The following is a 14,786-nucleotide window of genomic DNA, read 5'->3' on the forward strand; positions in this document are numbered from 1 at the left end:
ACGGGTCGACGTGGGCCGCGAGTGGGTGACGGCGGCGACGTGGCCGACGGACCCCGCGAGACCGACCCGCGACGAATACGGTCGCTGGCGGTGACGACGGAGGACGTCGTGACGGCGCTCGAAGCCAACGAGCGACGCGGCCGGGGTGCCGTCCTCCGCGTGACCCCGCCGTTCGCGGGTCGGATGCGCGCCCGTCTCCATCTCGACGGCGCGGAGGGTGCGTACGACGGCGACGTCCGACCCGTCCACCTCTCGCCGGACCGACTGGTCCGCGACGCGCCGCCGTTTCCGACGGTGGACGAGACGGGCGACGAACTCCGCGCCAGCGACGAGGCGTACACCGCCGACAGACACCGAGAGCGGCACGCGAAAGCCGTCGACGCGTGGCGTCGGGCGGTGCGCGGACGCCTCGTCGGCGGGGTGACGCTGGACACGCCCGACGGCCCGCACGAGGTAGACGTTCGATACCTCGGGTAGCCAGTCGCGGGAACGGCAGACCGCGACGGGCTTTTATCACGCGGACCGGACAGTACGGACATGAGTCGCACGAGTGGTGACGAGTACCGTCGCGGACGACGGGTCGAGCGAGAACGCGAGTCGTTCGAGGTGGAGAGCGTCTACCGACGACTGTTGCTCCTCATCTGGGGACTCGGCGCACTCATCGTCCTCGTCGTCCCCGCCTTCGGCGTCGGCTGGTCGGGCATCGTGGCCGTCGTCCTCGTGATGCACGTCTTCTTCTCCGGACTGATACGGGCCGACATCAGCGCGCTCCGCAAACAGGGCGTCGAGTGGGGGGCCTCGCGACATCTGTGGTTCGCGTCGGCGCTGGTCTTCCCGTTAGTCACGCTCGCGTACTACTGGTACAGCGGACGCGTCGTTCGCAGAGAGAACGAACGTCGTGTCGACGGCGCGGCCGACAGCGACGCGGACGACCCGACGACGTGACGGTCGTCTGACGCGCTGAGACACCAGACCGCGGGTTTATTCGGGTGGCCACAGAACCCTCGGCCGCAATGACCTCCCGTCGGACCGTCGTCGCAGGACTCGCGACGACCGCACTCACGGCGACGACCGGCTGTATCGGCTTTCTGACCGGGCAAGAAGCGCTCACGTTCGCGGCCGAACCCGCCGCCGTCGAGGCGTCGGCGGCCGAGAACGCGGGCTACTCGTCGGACGGTCCCCGCACCGAATCCGTCGAACGGTCGTTCACCGTGGCCGGACAGGAACGTCAGGTGGTCGCCGAGAACGAGATTAACACGTACGAGAAGTCGCTCGACCTCGGGTTCTTCGAGGCAAAACTGGGCGTGTTCACCGTCATCTCGACGCCCGCCGTCGAGATAGCCGGACAGACGCTGAACCCCATCGGCGACTACTCGAACCAGCAACTCGTGAACCTCGTCCAGAGCCAGTACGAGGGCCTCAGCGACGTGCGCGAGGTGAGTACCCAGACCATCACCGCACAGGGGACGCAGACCGAGGTGACGAAGTACGCCGCGAAAGCCACCGTCAGCGGACAGCAGGTGGACGTCTACATCCACGTCACGAAGTACCGCGACGGCGAGGACTTCATCGTCGCCGTCGGCGTCTACCCGCAACAGTTGGGCGGCGAAGAGGAGAACGTGCTGTCGATGATGCGGGCCATCCAACACCCCGTCTGAACGGCCGACCGTCTTCCTGGACGGTCCGTCGGCCCTCTCCTGAACGACCGGTCGGCCCTCCCCTGAACGGCCGGTTACCCCTCTTCTGAACGACTGTTCCGCCGGAACCGCGGGCGTCGAGACCGGTCGGTCGAACAACGTTTTTCTCGTCGGCGCGGGACGTACGGTACATGAACCGCGAACGGACCGCCGCGAGCGTCCTGACCGGCCTCTCGCTCTTCGGATACCTCGTCGGCGTCGTCGCGCCGTACCCCGGCCGGTCCGCCTCGCTCGTCGGTCTCATGGTCGGCGTGACACTGCTCGCTATCGGGACGGGCGGTGAGGGGGCGTGATAGCCGCGCAGGTGTACGACGCGGGCGGCGTCGAGACGATACACGTGGACTCGGAGTCCGACCTCCAACGGGCGCGCGACGCGCCGGGGACGACGTGGATTCGCGTCTCCGGGGCGACGCCGGCGGAGATGGAGACCGTCGGCCGCGTCTTCTCCGTGCACGCCCTCGAACTCGAAGACATCCGCAACGACGTGCGCCCAAAGACCGAGGAGTTCCCCGACCACACGTTCCTCCTCGTCAAGTCGGCGACCCTGCGGCGCGGCGAGACGACGTTCGACGAGGAGGTCCGGACGCTCCCGGTCGGACTGTTCGTCGGACAGGACTGGGTTCTGACGCTGACCGTCGAAGAGACGGGCGTCCCGGCCGTCGAACGCGTCTGGCGGTCCGTCGAAAACCGCGAGGGGCGCGTCCTCGTCAACGGCCCCGACTTCGCCGCGTACCGCGTGGTCGACCGAATCGTCGACGAGTACTTCGACCTGTTGAGCGAGGTCGGAGACACCATCGAGGTCATCGAGGACGCCGTCCTCGAAGGCCCCGACGCCGACGTGCTCGGCGGCCTCAACGCCGTCCGACGCGACCTCCTCTCGTTTCGCAAAGTCGTCTGGCCGACGCGAGAGGCCGTCTCCGTGCTGGCACGCGGCGACGCCGCGTACGTCCGCGAACCGACCGAGAAGTACTACCGCGACGCGTACGACCACCTCGTCGAAGTCGTCGACCTGACCGAGACGTACCGCGACTTGGCTCGCGGGGCCCGCGACATCTACCTGAACGTCCTCTCGCAGTCCACGAACGAGGTGATGCGCCGCCTCACCGTCGTCGCGACCATCTTCATCCCCCTCACCTTCGTCGTCGGCGTCTACGGCATGAACTTCGACGGCGGCGCGTGGAACCTCCCCGAGTTGGGGTGGCCGTTCGCCTATCCGGCGGTGATGCTCGGCATGGTCGCCGTCACCGTGGTCCTCCTCGCGCACTTTCAGCGCGAGGGGTGGCTGTGACCGACGAGGCGAAAGTAATAAGTGTGGTTTTGATAGCAAATCGTGAAGAACCGAACTGCCCGAATTTCGTGTAATAATCGTCGCAGTACCGCGGTTTTGTCGGGTCGAATTTGGGCAAAGGTTTAAATACTTTCCGAGGTTACTATGAGTAAGGACTCACCCCATCCGGAGTCTCTCTCGCTTCTTCACTCTTCACCCGGTTGGCGACGAGTCTGCATCCCACCATGAGTGACACAACAACCAGAGAGTACGTGAACACGGAGCGAAAGCGGACTGCCGACGCGGAGGCAGTCGCAGAGAACGAGACGGAGGCGGAGGCGGAGAGACACGAATGCCCGGAGTGCGGTGGTTCGCTCGTGAGCGACGACGCTCGCGGTGAGACCGTCTGTCGCGACTGCGGTCTCGTCGTCGAGACGGACGTCGTCGACCACGGCCCGGAGTGGCGCGCGTTCGACAGCGCCGAGCGTGACTCGAAGTCCCGCGTCGGTGCGCCGACGACCCGCATGATGCACGACAAAGGGCTCTCGACGAACATCGGCTGGCAGAACAAAGACGCCTACGGCAAGTCGCTGTCCGCCCGTCAGCGAGAGCAGATGCAGCGTCTCCGCACGTGGAACGAGCGGTTCCGCACGCGCAACTCCAAAGAGCGCAACCTGAAACAGGCGCTCGGCGAGATAGACCGGATGGCCTCCGCACTCGGTCTGCCCGAGACGGTGCGCGAGACGGCCTCGGTCATCTACCGCCGTGCGCTGGACGACGACCTGTTGCCGGGGCGCTCCATCGAGGGCGTCGCGACGGCGGCGCTGTACGCCGCGGCCCGACAGGCCGGAACGCCCCGTTCGCTCGACGAGTTAGAGACCGTCTCTCGCGTCGACAAGATGGAACTGACCCGGACGTACCGCTACGTCGTCCGCGAACTGAAACTCGAAATCGAACCGGCCGACCCGGAACAGTACGTCCCGCGGTTCGCCTCCGAACTCGGCATCTCCGACGAGGCCGAACGGCAGGCCCGCGAACTGCTCCGGAACGCGAAGGAAGCGGGAATCCACTCGGGCAAGTCGCCCGTCGGACTCGCCGCGGCCGCCGTCTACGCGGCCGCCCTTCTCACGAACGAGAAGGTGACGCAGAGCCAGGTGAGCGAGGTGGCCAGTATCTCGGAGGTCACCATCCGAAACCGCTACAAAGAGCTCCTCGAAGTGGACGATGCAGGCTTGTTCGCCTGAGCGACCCCGACGCCGGCTACGATTTTTTACTGCGGAAACCTTTATTCGTACACCCTGAGTCAGACACTCACATGGTCGAAGCGTTTGTCCGGCTACTGTGCCCCGAGTGCGGAAAGGACTGGGAAGCGAGTCCGTCGGAACTTCCCGACCTCAAGAGGAACTACACCTGCTCTGCGTGTGGCGCGACCCGTCGCCTCTCGGAGTTCATGCGGACGGAGCGAGACCTGGAGACGGTGAAACAGTTCGAATAACAGTTCTGCGAGACGGCGACCGGTCGCCGTCGAAGCGCTACAGGTCGGGAACTGCCGAGAGTGCGCCGCAGGCGTCGCACTTCATCACCGTCGCCCCCTGGTCCGTCTCCAGGCGAGTGTCCGGAGAGTCGCACTCGCTACAGCGGACGAAGTCCGCGACGTAGTCGTCGAGGGCGCTCTGCACGCGTCGCTCGTCGAAGTCGCCCGTGAGGCGGAGACGCCCCTTCTCGTCTATCTGTGCGCTGGTTCCGAGTTCCGACTGGAGCGCCTTCGTCAGGTGTGTCGGGTCGCGCGCGAGTCGGTCGCACGTCTCGTCGAAGTTCTCGTACACCGTGGCGTTACCCTCCGGACGGACGTCCGGACTCGGGACTCGAAACCGGCCTTCGCCGTCGACGACGTCCGGAACCTCGTCGAGTGCCTTGTTGAGTTGGTCCTCGTAGTCCATGTCGTGACGAATGGTTCGTGTCGTTTAAAACGTTCAGGAGTGAAGTCGTCGATACGTTAGTACCGCTATAACTTGTCTGCCTCCTGGCACCAGTGTAATTGATATTTCATAATCATCTAAAGGCTGAGAATCAGGAGTAAGGCGTCGTTTTTCGCCGTTTCCGGCGGTGCCATGCTAACGAGGGTCAAGATAGTAATATAATCCTCCAGTCTCAACTCAGGTTTGCTCATGAAGAAGCAGGAACTCATCCACCTGCACGGCCTGCTCGCAGAAGTACACACACAGATTGAAGAGTGGGACGACGGCGACGTACCACTCACAGCCTACAACGAACTCGGCGTCCGACCGACGTCGATTCACAAGTCGAAAACCGACCACAAGGCTGCTGTTTTCAAACTGGTGAAGGGAATCACCGGATCCCTCGACGAAGCCGAGCAAGAGACCGTTGCACCGACCGCGGACTGAACCGATAGACGACCAGCGACTCCTCGACCCATCTTACGCTCCGAGCGACGGTATCGGTCTCTCACGTCGACACTGCGTTCTCGCGCCGACGACGGATACCCACCCACGACACGAGTCAGTCCGATAGGTCCCTACTAACGGGAGGTACGTCCACCGTACCGGCCGGTGTCCAAGCGAGCGACGGGCACAGGGACGAACCGCGGGACAGAGAAGAGAGCGCGAGAGGCGGGTCGTCGAGGCGACGTCCGCGCGCGTCCGGTCAGCCGTCGTCGACCAGGTCGTCGAACTCGATGAGGTCGTCGTCGTCCGCGTCCGACGCTTCTTCGTCGTCGTCGCCGGGCAGCACCTCCACGCTCAGAATCTTCAGCGGGACGTTCTCCAACCGTTGTCCGATCTCTTTGCGCGCGATTCGGGAGGCGTGTTCCTCCTGTTCGACGTTGAACACCGTCATCTCCAGTTCGAGTGCGACGAGTGCCTCGTCGGCGGCGACGAACGCGGGCACGAGTTCCTCTCCTCCGGGCGACGTGCGCGACCCCATGGATATCTCGACGTAGTTGAGGTCCGGATTCAGCATCTCCCCGGTCTTCGCGATGGCGATGCGGATAGCCTCGTCCTCGGTCTCGACGTCGTACACGGGAACCGCGGCCTCGACGACGACTCGGCAGTCCATGACAGTTCGGTATTACGTCGGACGCCGCATGAAGGTTGGCCCAAAGGTAGAAACCCGTGGACGCGCGGATTCCGTTTCGTCCGAGACTCCCCGCCGAGAGACGGTCTCCGAAGCGCGTGTGCGGACGGCCTCACTCGCCGCCGGCGCGGAGGTAGTAGAAGACGTACGTCTGCGCGTACCCCGCGTAGTCGCCGCCGAGTCGGTCGCGAATCGCGCGCGACGTCTCGGTGTAGTTCCCGCCCTCGCAGTCGGGGTAGTGGTCCGCGATGGCCGTCTGTATCCACGTGTCCAGCGGAACCGCCTCCAGATAGCCGAGCGAGAACAGGAGGACGCAGTCGGCCACCTTGTCGCCGACGCCGACGAACCGCGTCAGCGACTCGCGCGCGTCCTCGTACGGGAGGCCCACGGCCTCTCGGGGGTCGGCCTCGCCGGTGGCGACCATCTCGGCCGTCCGTTGGACGTACGGCGCGCGGTAGCCGAGCGACTGGTCGCGCAGTTCCGCCTCGGTGCGGGCGGCCAACTGGTCGGGCGTCGGGAACGCGTGGAACGCGTCGCCGTCGACGGTGACCGTGTCGCCGTACTCGCGGGCCAGACGCATCTGCATCCCGTGGATGCGAGAGACGCGCATCTGCGCCGAGCAGATGAACGAGACGAGGCAGGGAAACGCCGGGTCGCGCACGAGTCGCATCCCCTCGTACGCCGCGTACGCTCGGTCGAGGAGGGGGTCGTCCGGCGTCGCGTCGAGAATCGCGTCTAAGTCGTCGTCGAGTCGGAGGAGGTGCGTGAGGAGGGGAACGGCGTCGGCCGTCGCCTCCCACTCCAGTCGGCCGTCGCTCGCGTCGCCCGTCTGCCGAACCCGGACGACTACCTGTTCGTCGGAGACGCCTTCGATGGGTGGGACGACCGTCTCGTACCACGCGTCGCCGCCGTGGACGTCCATCGACTCGTACATCCGACCGTCGGCGCGGTCCCAGAGATACGACTGCCCGCTCTCTAACGTCGCCTGCAGGTCGAACGGGCCGTCGAGGTCCGACAGCGGTATCGCGCCGGTTTCGAACTCCATCGTCCGAGGACAGGGAGGCGGCGAGTATCGGGGTTTCGGTCGCGTCCGAAAGCGTTTCGTGTCGACCGGCGAACAGGCGGTCGATGAAGCTCTCCCGCCGCGCCCTCCTCGCGGGTACCGGCGCCTCGCTCGCCGGTCTCGCCGGATGCTCCGCCCTCCCGCCGAACCCGCTCACGACGACGACGCTCTCGATTCCCACGGGGCCGGACGTGTGGCCGATGCGTCGCTTCGGCGTTCGGCGGACGAACGCGAACCCCGACGCGCCCGGTCCGTCCGCGTCCGCCTCGGACGAGACGCCGCGGGCCGTCGGCCAGTTCGGCGTCGGCAACGCCCTCGCCGTCGGTCCGGGCGGCGAAACGTACCGGCACGGGGTCGGCGGCGGCGACAAGACGGTTCCCGTCGTCACCGAGCGGTTCGTCCTCCGCGGCGAGAACGAGATGAACGTACGGGCGTTCACGCACGACGGCGAAGCGGCGTGGAGACTGGACTTCCCGGCCGTCGAGTCCGACGGGGCGCGCTGGAACGCGCATCCGCTCCGACTGCTCCCCGTCGGTGACCGTCTGTACGCCGTCGACGGCAACCGGACGGTGTTCGGGGGCGTCCCCGGCGGACGCCCGCGCTGGACCACGACGACGGACCAGCCGGCGACGTGGTCCAGTCAGGAACTGGCCCTCGCCGGCGAGACGCTCGTCGCGAGCGGACACGAGGTCTACCGTCCGCGGCGCGAGACGCAATACAGACAGCGCGCGAACGTCGTCGGCGTCGGGACGGACGGGACGTACCGGTGGACGTTCGAGAACGAGGGCTATCCGTGGAGTCTCGCGGCGAGCGACCGCGAGGTGTTCGTCCCCGTGAGCGCCGAAAGACGCGGCGACGACGGGACGAAGCGCCCCGAGAGCCACCTGTTCGTCCTCGACGCGCGGACGGGCGACGTGCGCTGGCGGCCCCGAGTCCCCGTCGGGTGGAACCGCGGACTGGCGCTCTTTCCGGACTGCGTCGTCGTCGCCGGGACGGCGGCCGTCGTCTGTCTCGAACGCGAGTCGTACGAACCGCGGTGGCGCGTCCCCGTCGACGACGCGGACGGTATCGTCGGCGGCGATGGCGTCGTCTTCGTCGGGTCGAACCGCGGCGTGACGGCGCTGTCTCTCGCAGACGGGACGACGAACTGGCGGTACGACGGCAGCGGAGTCCGGTACGAACCGCTCGCCGTCGCGGGCGAGACGCTGTACGTCGCCGGGCGGCGGGCGACGCTCGTGTTCGAGTAGCGAGGCGAGGACGGCCGCGCTCGGACGCTCACCGACTCCGTCCGACGGGGAACTTCACGCGTTCCGGTTCTTCGTTGAACCGCGCGAAGATGCGCTCGTAGAGGGCGTTCCGGTTTCTCGTTATCTGACGCGGGCGAGAGAGAAAGCGGAGTCGAAGCTCTATCCACGACTCCTGTTGGACGACGTTGACGGTCGGTTCGCCGCTCACGTCGAGCGTCACGGCCGTCTCGTCCAGTCGCACCCGGTAGTCGTCGACGGCCGCCGCCATCTCCTCGCCGAGGTGGTCCGCCGTCTCTTCGACCATCACCTCGCGGGCGAACGCGAGGTCCGTCTCGTAGGCGACTTGGACGGTCAGTTCGGCCCAGACGCGGTCGAACAGCGTCGAGTAGTTCATCACCTGCGAGGAGAGCACCTGCGCGTTCGGGACGGTGACCGTCCGTCCGGAGGGTTGCCCGGAGGAGACGAGCGGACCGCGAATCTCCCACAGCGTCGTCGCGAGGAAGCCGACGTCGATGACGTCGCCGTGCGTGCCGTCTATCTCCACTCTGTCGCCGACGGAGAACGGCCGCTTGAGCATGACGTAGAACCAGCCGATGAGCGACAACAGCGGTTGCTGGAGAGCGAAGGTGACGGCGAAGCCGACGATACCGAGCGAGAACAGCACCCCCACCCACTGGTCGGTGACGACGCCGAGGACGGCGACGATACCGACGAGACCGAACGCGAGTCGGAGGACGTTCCGCGCGTCGTGGGAGCGTCGCTTGCTGTCGAACCGCCTCGCGAGAGCCTGTTCGACGACGAGGTACGACCCGAAGACGGCCAACGCCGTCGCCGAGACGGTCAGCGCCCGCGAGACGAACTCCGTCAGGGCGTACCCGCCGACGGTCACGTCGCCGAACAGCGACAGCGTCGTCACGACGCTCGCGGTGACGAGCAACAGTGCGGCGAGTGCGAGCGAGAGATAGCCGATTCGTCGACGTGGCACGCCCGACTGTCCGCGTGCGACGGCGAAAAACTACCGAACCGGCGGCGGGATTCATCGTCACCGGCCGCGAAGCGAGCCCATGCACGTCGCGTTCGTCGTCTTCGATGACATGACCGCGCTCGACTTCGTCGGCGCGTTCGACCCGTTGACCCGCCTCGACACCATGGACCTCGCGCCGTTCCCGTTCAGGTGGAACGTCTGCGCTCGCACCGCGCCGGTGACGGCGACGGCGAACCTCGGTATCGCCGTTGACGAGGTGGACGAGTCGCTCGAAAAGTACGACCTCGTCGTTGTCCCCGGCGGGGCCGGAACGCGGGAGTTACGGCACGACGAGTCGTTCCTGAACTGGCTCGGAACCGCCGACGCCGACATTCTCGCGTCGGTCTGCACCGGGTCGCTCCTCCTCGGCGCGGCGGGGTTCTTAGCGGGGAAGACGGCGACGACGCACCCGGCGGCGACGGAGGAGTTGCGGACGTACTGCGACGTGAGCGAGGACCGCGTCGTGGACGAAGGCGACGTGGTGACGGCGCGCGGCGTCACCTCCGCGCTGGACCTGGGTCTCCATCTCGTGGAGCGACTGACGGATTCGGAGACGCGAACGGCGATTGCCGAGCAGATGGACTACCCGACTGGGTAGCGCCGCGTCGCCGACACCGGGCGCTACGAGTTCGCGCCCGCCTGGTCGGTCAACGGCAAGCAGATAGAGACGACGTTACCGCGCGGCGAGTTCTCCTCGAACCGGAGCGCACCGCCGAGCGAGTCCGCACACCACTGCATCACCCACAGACCGACACCGCTCCCGTGGTAGGTGCTGCTGGCCTCGACGTCGTCTCTGAGCACGTCGATTTCGGTGTCGGGTATCGGCGGGCCGTTGTCGGCGACCCGAACGACTCCCTCGTCGCCGTCGGAGTCGACGGTGACGGTGACCGTCGGTCGGTCTCGGTCGTTGTGTTCGACGGCGTTTTCGAGCGCGTGAGAGATGGCGTAGTCGACGCCGTCGTCGACGATAGCCCACACGTCGGTCGGCGCTTCGACCGTTATCGTCGCGTCCGGATACCGGGGTTCGACGTCTCGGACGGCGTCCTCGACGGTCGTTCGGAGATTTCTCGACGAACGCTCCGTCGCGTCGGGTTCCGCGATTCGCTCCAGTTGGGTCACCGACTCGCTGAGAGCGCCGACGTCCGAGGCGACGTCGACGATAGTGCGGAGTTCCGATTCGAGCGAGTCGTTCTCGACCGCCGATTCGACTCGCTCGGCGTACCCGATGAGGATGTTCGTCTGGTTTCTGAGGTTGTGACGGACGATTCGGCTCAGCAGTCGGAGTCGGCGTTCGCGGGACCGGTACTGCGTGATGTCTTCTATCTCGGCGATGACGTACGCCTCCTCGTCGATGGTCGTCCTGTTGAGGTGGACGCGAACCCAGCGGAGTTCCCCGTTCGAGCGCTCCAGTTGCCACTCGAACGTCTGTGTGTCTCCCTCGGCGGCCGCGCGGATTCGGCGAAGCGCCGCCGACTGGGTGAACTTGGTCGACGGCGGCGTGTACGCGTCGACAGTCGTCTGCCGGAGGTCGTCCAGCGCGTACCCGTACAGCGTTTCCAACCGCTCGTTCGCGTCGAGAATCACGCCGGTCTCCGGGTCGTGTAAGATGATACCTATCTCTAAGTCGTCGAATGCGGGTGGGAGTGTTGCATCTTCACGACAGCCCATACGTCCGACAGAGAGCCAGTTACCAAATAATGACTAGTTCCGAGATGGGCCGATAGCGCCGTCACAACAGCCGAATAACACGTTTTCGTCACGAACGTCTGCCGAGGATACCGCGTCGTCGGGGAGAGTCGAGTCCGCGGTCCGCGGCGGCGTCTCGGTTCAGTTCCGGATGTGTTCGTCGGTCAGGCTCGCCAGTCGCACGGCGAGGTGTTCGCCGAACCCGTCGCGCGTACAGCGCCACCGCCAGTTGCCGTGCGCCGTCCCCGGCGTGTTGAACCGCGCGTCGGAACCGAGTCCGAGCACGTCCTGCATCGTCGTGAAGGCGATGACGGCGTTCGACCGCCAGACGGCGTCGATGATGGACCAGTGAATCTCCGAACCGTCCGCGCCGATGTTGTAGTGCAGACAGTCCTTCTGTTCGCCCGGCAGGTCGTGGTAGTAGCCGACGAACGTGTTCGTGTCGTGCGTCGAGGTGTAGCCCACGCTGTTGTCGGGGTAGTGCATCGGCTGGTACATGTCGCCTCCTTGGCACCAGTTGGCGTACTGCGGGACGCGCATGCCGGGGAACTCGAACCGGTCGCGCAGGTCGACGATGGACTGGTCGAGGAAGCCGAGGTCCTCGACGATGAACGGCAGGTCGCCGAAGCGGTCGCGGACGGCGTCGAAGAAGTCCGCGCCGGGGCCGTCGCGCCACTCTCCCTCCGCCGGGGAGTGGGCGTTCGCGGGGATGGCCCAGTACTCGTCGAAGCCTTTGAAGTGGTCGATTCGGGTGACGTCGACGAGGTCGAACAGGCGGTCGAGTCGGTCCATCCACCAGTCGTAGTCGTTCTGGCGGAGGTACTCCCAGTCGTACAGTGGGTTGCCCCAGCGCTGGCCGTCGTCGTCGGGGTTCGGCGGGACGCCCGCGACGGCGGCGGGTTCGTTCTCTTCCGTGAGGTCGAACGCCTCGGGGGCGGCCCACACGTCCGCGCTGTCGAGGGCGACGTAGATGGGCAGGTCGCCGACGAGTTCGACGCCGCGGTCGTTGGCGTACGCCTTAAGGTCGCGCCACTGCCGGTCGAAGACGAACTGCGAGAACTTCCGGAACGATATCTCGTCTGCGAGTTCCTCGCGGTGCGTCTCGATGGCCGCCTCGTCGTGGGTCCGAATCTCCTGGGGCCACTCTATCCACGCACCGTCGTAGCGGGTCCGGAGCGCCATGAACAGGGCGTAGCCGTCGAGCCACGACGACTCCGCCTCGCAGAACGTCTCGAACGCGTCGCGGTCTTCCTCGGCGGCGTCCGACTGGAATCGCTCGAGGGCGAGACGAAGTTTCTCGCGTTTGTACTCGCCGACGCGGTCGTACTCCACCTCGTGTTCGGAGAACTCGGGGACGGGTTCGAGGTCGTCGTCGGTGAGGTAGCCGTCGTCGCGGAGTTTTACGAGGTCGACGAGAAGTGGGTTGCCCGCGAACGCCGAGTACGACTGGTACGGCGAGTTACCGTGGGCACCGGAGGTGGGGCCGAGGGGGCAGAACTGCCAGAGCGACTGCTCCGCGTCGGCCAGCCAATCGACGAACGCGCGCGCGCCGTCACCCATGTCGCCGACGCCGTGCGGGCCGGGGAGCGAGGTGACGTGCATGAAGACGCCAGACTGTCGGTCGAATCTCATGAGTCGTCTGTCCGCGTCCGGGGAGATAAGCGTGTGGCACACGCGGCCGGAGGGTGACGCGGAGACCGAGAGACGGCGGCCCGGAACGACCGTGCGAACCGCTCGCGGCCTTCAAAAACACTTATTCGTCCGCTCCGATTCCGAACGCACATGAGTGAAATCGTTGTGACGCTCCCCGACGGCTCGGAGCTGTCCGTCGAGGAGGGTGCGACGGTCGGGGACGTCGCCTACGCAATCGGACCGGGACTCGGGAAGGACACCGTCGCCGGTGTCGTCGACGGCGAACTCGTCGACAAGGCCGACCCCGTCCACGACGGCGCACAGGTCGTCATCGTCACCGACCAGAGCGACGAGTATCTGCGAGTCCTCCGACACACGGCCGCCCACGTGTTCGCGCAGGCCCTCCAGCGACTGCATCCCGAGGCGAAGTTGGCCATCGGCCCGCCGACGGACGAGGGGTTCTACTACGACGTGACGGACGTCGACTTAGACGCCGACGACCTCGCCGAGATAGAGCAGGAGATGGAGGCGATTATCGACGAGGACCTCCCCGTCGAACGCGAACTCCGCTCCCGTGAAGACGCGCTGGAACTGTACGAGGACAACCCGTACAAGCGCGACATCTTGGAGAACGAGGCCGCTGGCGACGACGAACTCTCGTTCTACGTCCAGGGCGACTTCCAGGACCTCTGTAAGGGGCCGCACGTCGAGTCGACGGGCGAAGTCGGCGCGGTGAAACTGCTCAACATCTCCTCGGCCTACTGGCGCGGCGACGAGGAGAACGAGACGCTCACGCGCGTGTACGGCACGGCGTTCGAGTCCGAGAAGGACCTGCAAGACCACATGGAGATGCGCGCGGAGGCCGAAGAGCGCGACCACCGAAAGATCGGTCGCGAGATGGACCTCTTCTCCATCCCCGAGGTGACGGGGCCGGGTCTCCCGCTCTACCACCCGAACGGCAAGAAGATTCTCTCGGAACTGTCGGGCTTCGCGGAGTCGTTGAACGTCGACGCGGGTTACGACCCCGTCGAGACGCCCCATCTCTTCCGCACGGAACTGTGGAAGAAGTCCGGCCACTACGACAACTACGTCGACGACATGTTCCTCCTCGACGTGAACGACGAGGAGTACGGGCTGAAGCCGATGAACTGCCCGGGCCACGCGACCATCTTCGACCAGCACTCGTGGTCGTACCGGGACCTGCCCGTCCGCTACTTCGAGGACGGCAAAGTGTACCGGAAAGAACAGCGCGGCGAACTGTCGGGCCTCTCGCGCGTCTGGTCGTTCACCATCGACGACGGCCACCTGTTCTGCCGACCCGAGCAGATAGAGGCCGAGATTCGACAGGTGATGGACTCCATCTACGAGGTGCTCGACACGTTCGGCCTCGACGCGCACGTCGCCCTCGCGACGCGACCGGAGAAGTCCGTCGGAAGCGACGAAATCTGGGAGCACGCCGAGTCGCAACTGCGCTCGGTGCTCGAGAACCAGAACATCGACTACGACCTCGAACCCGGAGACGGCGCGTTTTACGGGCCGAAGATAGACTTCGCGTTCGAGGACGCCCTCGGCCGCAAGTGGGACGGGCCGACGGTGCAGGTGGACTTCAACATGCCCGAGCGGTTCGACCTGACGTACACGGGCGAGGACAACGAGGAGCACCGCCCGGTGATGATTCACCGCGCGCTGTACGGCAGTTACGAGCGGTTCTTCATGGTGCTCATCGAGCACTTCAACGGCAAGTTCCCGTTCTGGCTCGCGCCCGAACAGGTGCGTATCCTCCCCATCTCCGACGACCAACTGGGCTACGCCCACCGCGTGAAGAACGAACTCGGCGACTTCCGCGTCTCGGTCGAAGACCGTTCGTGGACGCTGGGCCGGAAGATTCGCGAGGCGCAGGAGGACAACGTCCCGTACATGCTCGTCCTCGGCGACGACGAGGAGGAGGCCGGAACCATCTCCGTGCGTGACCGACAGGAACGCGAGACGAAGGACGTCTCCATCGACGAGTTCCGCGACCACCTCGACGCCGAGTACGGGGAGAAGCGCCTCGAACCCGACTTCCTCGCGGACTGAA

General features: G+C 66.0%; 17 protein-coding genes. 11 read left to right on the forward strand and 6 right to left on the reverse strand.

Annotated elements, in window-relative coordinates:
- Nucleotides 1-21: 21 nt before the first annotated feature.
- The 7 genes from BM282_RS17375 to BM282_RS17400 all read left to right on the forward strand — a co-directional run bounded on the left by BM282_RS17375 (nt 22) and on the right by BM282_RS17400 (nt 4,459).
- On the forward strand, nt 22-477 hold the full coding sequence (locus tag BM282_RS17375) for a hypothetical protein (RefSeq protein ID WP_089883405.1): 456 nt from the start codon (nt 22-24) through the stop codon (nt 475-477).
- Nucleotides 478-537: 60 nt separating this feature from the next.
- Entirely contained in the window at nt 538-945 is a 408-nt protein-coding gene (locus BM282_RS17380) for a hypothetical protein (protein ID WP_089883407.1), read from the forward strand.
- A gap of 68 nt (nt 946-1,013) precedes the next feature.
- Nucleotides 1,014-1,658 carry a DUF6517 family protein gene (locus BM282_RS17385; protein WP_089883409.1) on the forward strand — a complete coding sequence of 215 codons (645 nt, stop codon included), beginning with the start codon at nt 1,014-1,016 and terminating at the stop codon, nt 1,656-1,658.
- 170 nt (nt 1,659-1,828) lie between these two features.
- The gene (locus tag BM282_RS18725) at nt 1,829-1,990 is read left to right on the forward strand and encodes a hypothetical protein (RefSeq protein WP_175501611.1); all 162 of its coding nucleotides are present in this window, start codon (nt 1,829-1,831) and stop codon (nt 1,988-1,990) included.
- The gene (gene corA, locus BM282_RS17390; RefSeq protein WP_089883410.1) at nt 1,987-2,985 is read left to right on the forward strand and encodes a magnesium/cobalt transporter CorA; all 999 of its coding nucleotides are present in this window, start codon (nt 1,987-1,989) and stop codon (nt 2,983-2,985) included. Before BM282_RS18725 ends, corA begins: the two co-directional genes overlap by 4 nt.
- Before the next feature lie 224 nt (nt 2,986-3,209).
- Nucleotides 3,210-4,208 carry a transcription initiation factor IIB gene (locus BM282_RS17395; RefSeq protein WP_089883412.1) on the forward strand — a complete coding sequence of 333 codons (999 nt, stop codon included), beginning with the start codon at nt 3,210-3,212 and terminating at the stop codon, nt 4,206-4,208.
- Between the two features lie 71 nt (nt 4,209-4,279).
- Entirely contained in the window at nt 4,280-4,459 is a 180-nt protein-coding gene (locus tag BM282_RS17400) for a DUF7836 family putative zinc-binding protein (protein WP_089883414.1), read from the forward strand.
- Nucleotides 4,460-4,496: 37 nt separating this feature from the next.
- Here the strand turns inward: BM282_RS17400 and BM282_RS17405 are convergent, their stop codons facing one another.
- Nucleotides 4,497-4,904: a translation initiation factor IF-2 subunit beta gene (locus BM282_RS17405; RefSeq protein WP_089883416.1), complete on the reverse strand. Its 408-nt coding sequence runs from the start codon at nt 4,902-4,904 to the stop codon at nt 4,497-4,499.
- Between the two features lie 228 nt (nt 4,905-5,132).
- Between BM282_RS17405 and BM282_RS17410 the strand changes: the two genes are divergently transcribed.
- Complete coding sequence (locus tag BM282_RS17410) at nt 5,133-5,369, forward strand: UPF0058 family protein (protein ID WP_089883417.1); 237 nt, start codon at nt 5,133-5,135, stop codon at nt 5,367-5,369.
- A gap of 259 nt (nt 5,370-5,628) precedes the next feature.
- Here the strand turns inward: BM282_RS17410 and BM282_RS17415 are convergent, their stop codons facing one another.
- Both BM282_RS17415 and BM282_RS17420 read right to left on the reverse strand, forming a co-directional pair.
- On the reverse strand, nt 5,629-6,039 hold the full coding sequence (locus BM282_RS17415; RefSeq protein WP_089883419.1) for a DUF555 domain-containing protein: 411 nt from the start codon (nt 6,037-6,039) through the stop codon (nt 5,629-5,631).
- Nucleotides 6,040-6,169: 130 nt separating this feature from the next.
- Entirely contained in the window at nt 6,170-7,102 is a 933-nt protein-coding gene (locus BM282_RS17420) for a DNA-3-methyladenine glycosylase family protein (RefSeq protein WP_089883421.1), read from the reverse strand.
- 83 nt (nt 7,103-7,185) lie between these two features.
- On the opposite strand from BM282_RS17420, the gene BM282_RS17425 reads away from it, so the two are divergent.
- On the forward strand, nt 7,186-8,367 hold the full coding sequence (locus tag BM282_RS17425) for an outer membrane protein assembly factor BamB family protein (protein ID WP_089883423.1): 1,182 nt from the start codon (nt 7,186-7,188) through the stop codon (nt 8,365-8,367).
- 28 nt (nt 8,368-8,395) lie between these two features.
- Here BM282_RS17425 and BM282_RS17430 read toward each other — a convergent pair whose 3' ends face one another.
- Nucleotides 8,396-9,352: a mechanosensitive ion channel family protein gene (locus BM282_RS17430; RefSeq protein WP_089883425.1), complete on the reverse strand. Its 957-nt coding sequence runs from the start codon at nt 9,350-9,352 to the stop codon at nt 8,396-8,398.
- Between the two features lie 79 nt (nt 9,353-9,431).
- Between BM282_RS17430 and BM282_RS17435 the strand changes: the two genes are divergently transcribed.
- Complete coding sequence (locus BM282_RS17435) at nt 9,432-9,989, forward strand: DJ-1/PfpI family protein (protein WP_089883427.1); 558 nt, start codon at nt 9,432-9,434, stop codon at nt 9,987-9,989.
- 23 nt (nt 9,990-10,012) lie between these two features.
- Here BM282_RS17435 and BM282_RS17440 read toward each other — a convergent pair whose 3' ends face one another.
- Nucleotides 10,013-11,059, reverse strand: a complete 1,047-nt coding sequence (locus BM282_RS17440; RefSeq protein WP_089883429.1) for a PAS domain-containing sensor histidine kinase — start codon at nt 11,057-11,059, stop codon at nt 10,013-10,015.
- Nucleotides 11,060-11,218: 159 nt separating this feature from the next.
- On the reverse strand, nt 11,219-12,736 hold the full coding sequence (gene malQ / locus BM282_RS17445) for a 4-alpha-glucanotransferase (RefSeq protein ID WP_281244804.1): 1,518 nt from the start codon (nt 12,734-12,736) through the stop codon (nt 11,219-11,221).
- A gap of 123 nt (nt 12,737-12,859) precedes the next feature.
- On the opposite strand from malQ, the gene thrS reads away from it, so the two are divergent.
- Nucleotides 12,860-14,785 (forward strand): threonine--tRNA ligase, encoded by a 1,926-nt coding sequence (thrS, locus tag BM282_RS17450; protein ID WP_089883432.1) that lies wholly within the window; start codon nt 12,860-12,862, stop codon nt 14,783-14,785.
- The last annotated feature ends 1 nt before the right edge of the window (nt 14,786 follow it).

Origin of the sequence: Halogeometricum limi (genome assembly GCF_900115785.1) — an archaeon.
In the GTDB taxonomy this organism is placed as follows: domain Archaea; phylum Halobacteriota; class Halobacteria; order Halobacteriales; family Haloferacaceae; genus Halogeometricum; species Halogeometricum limi.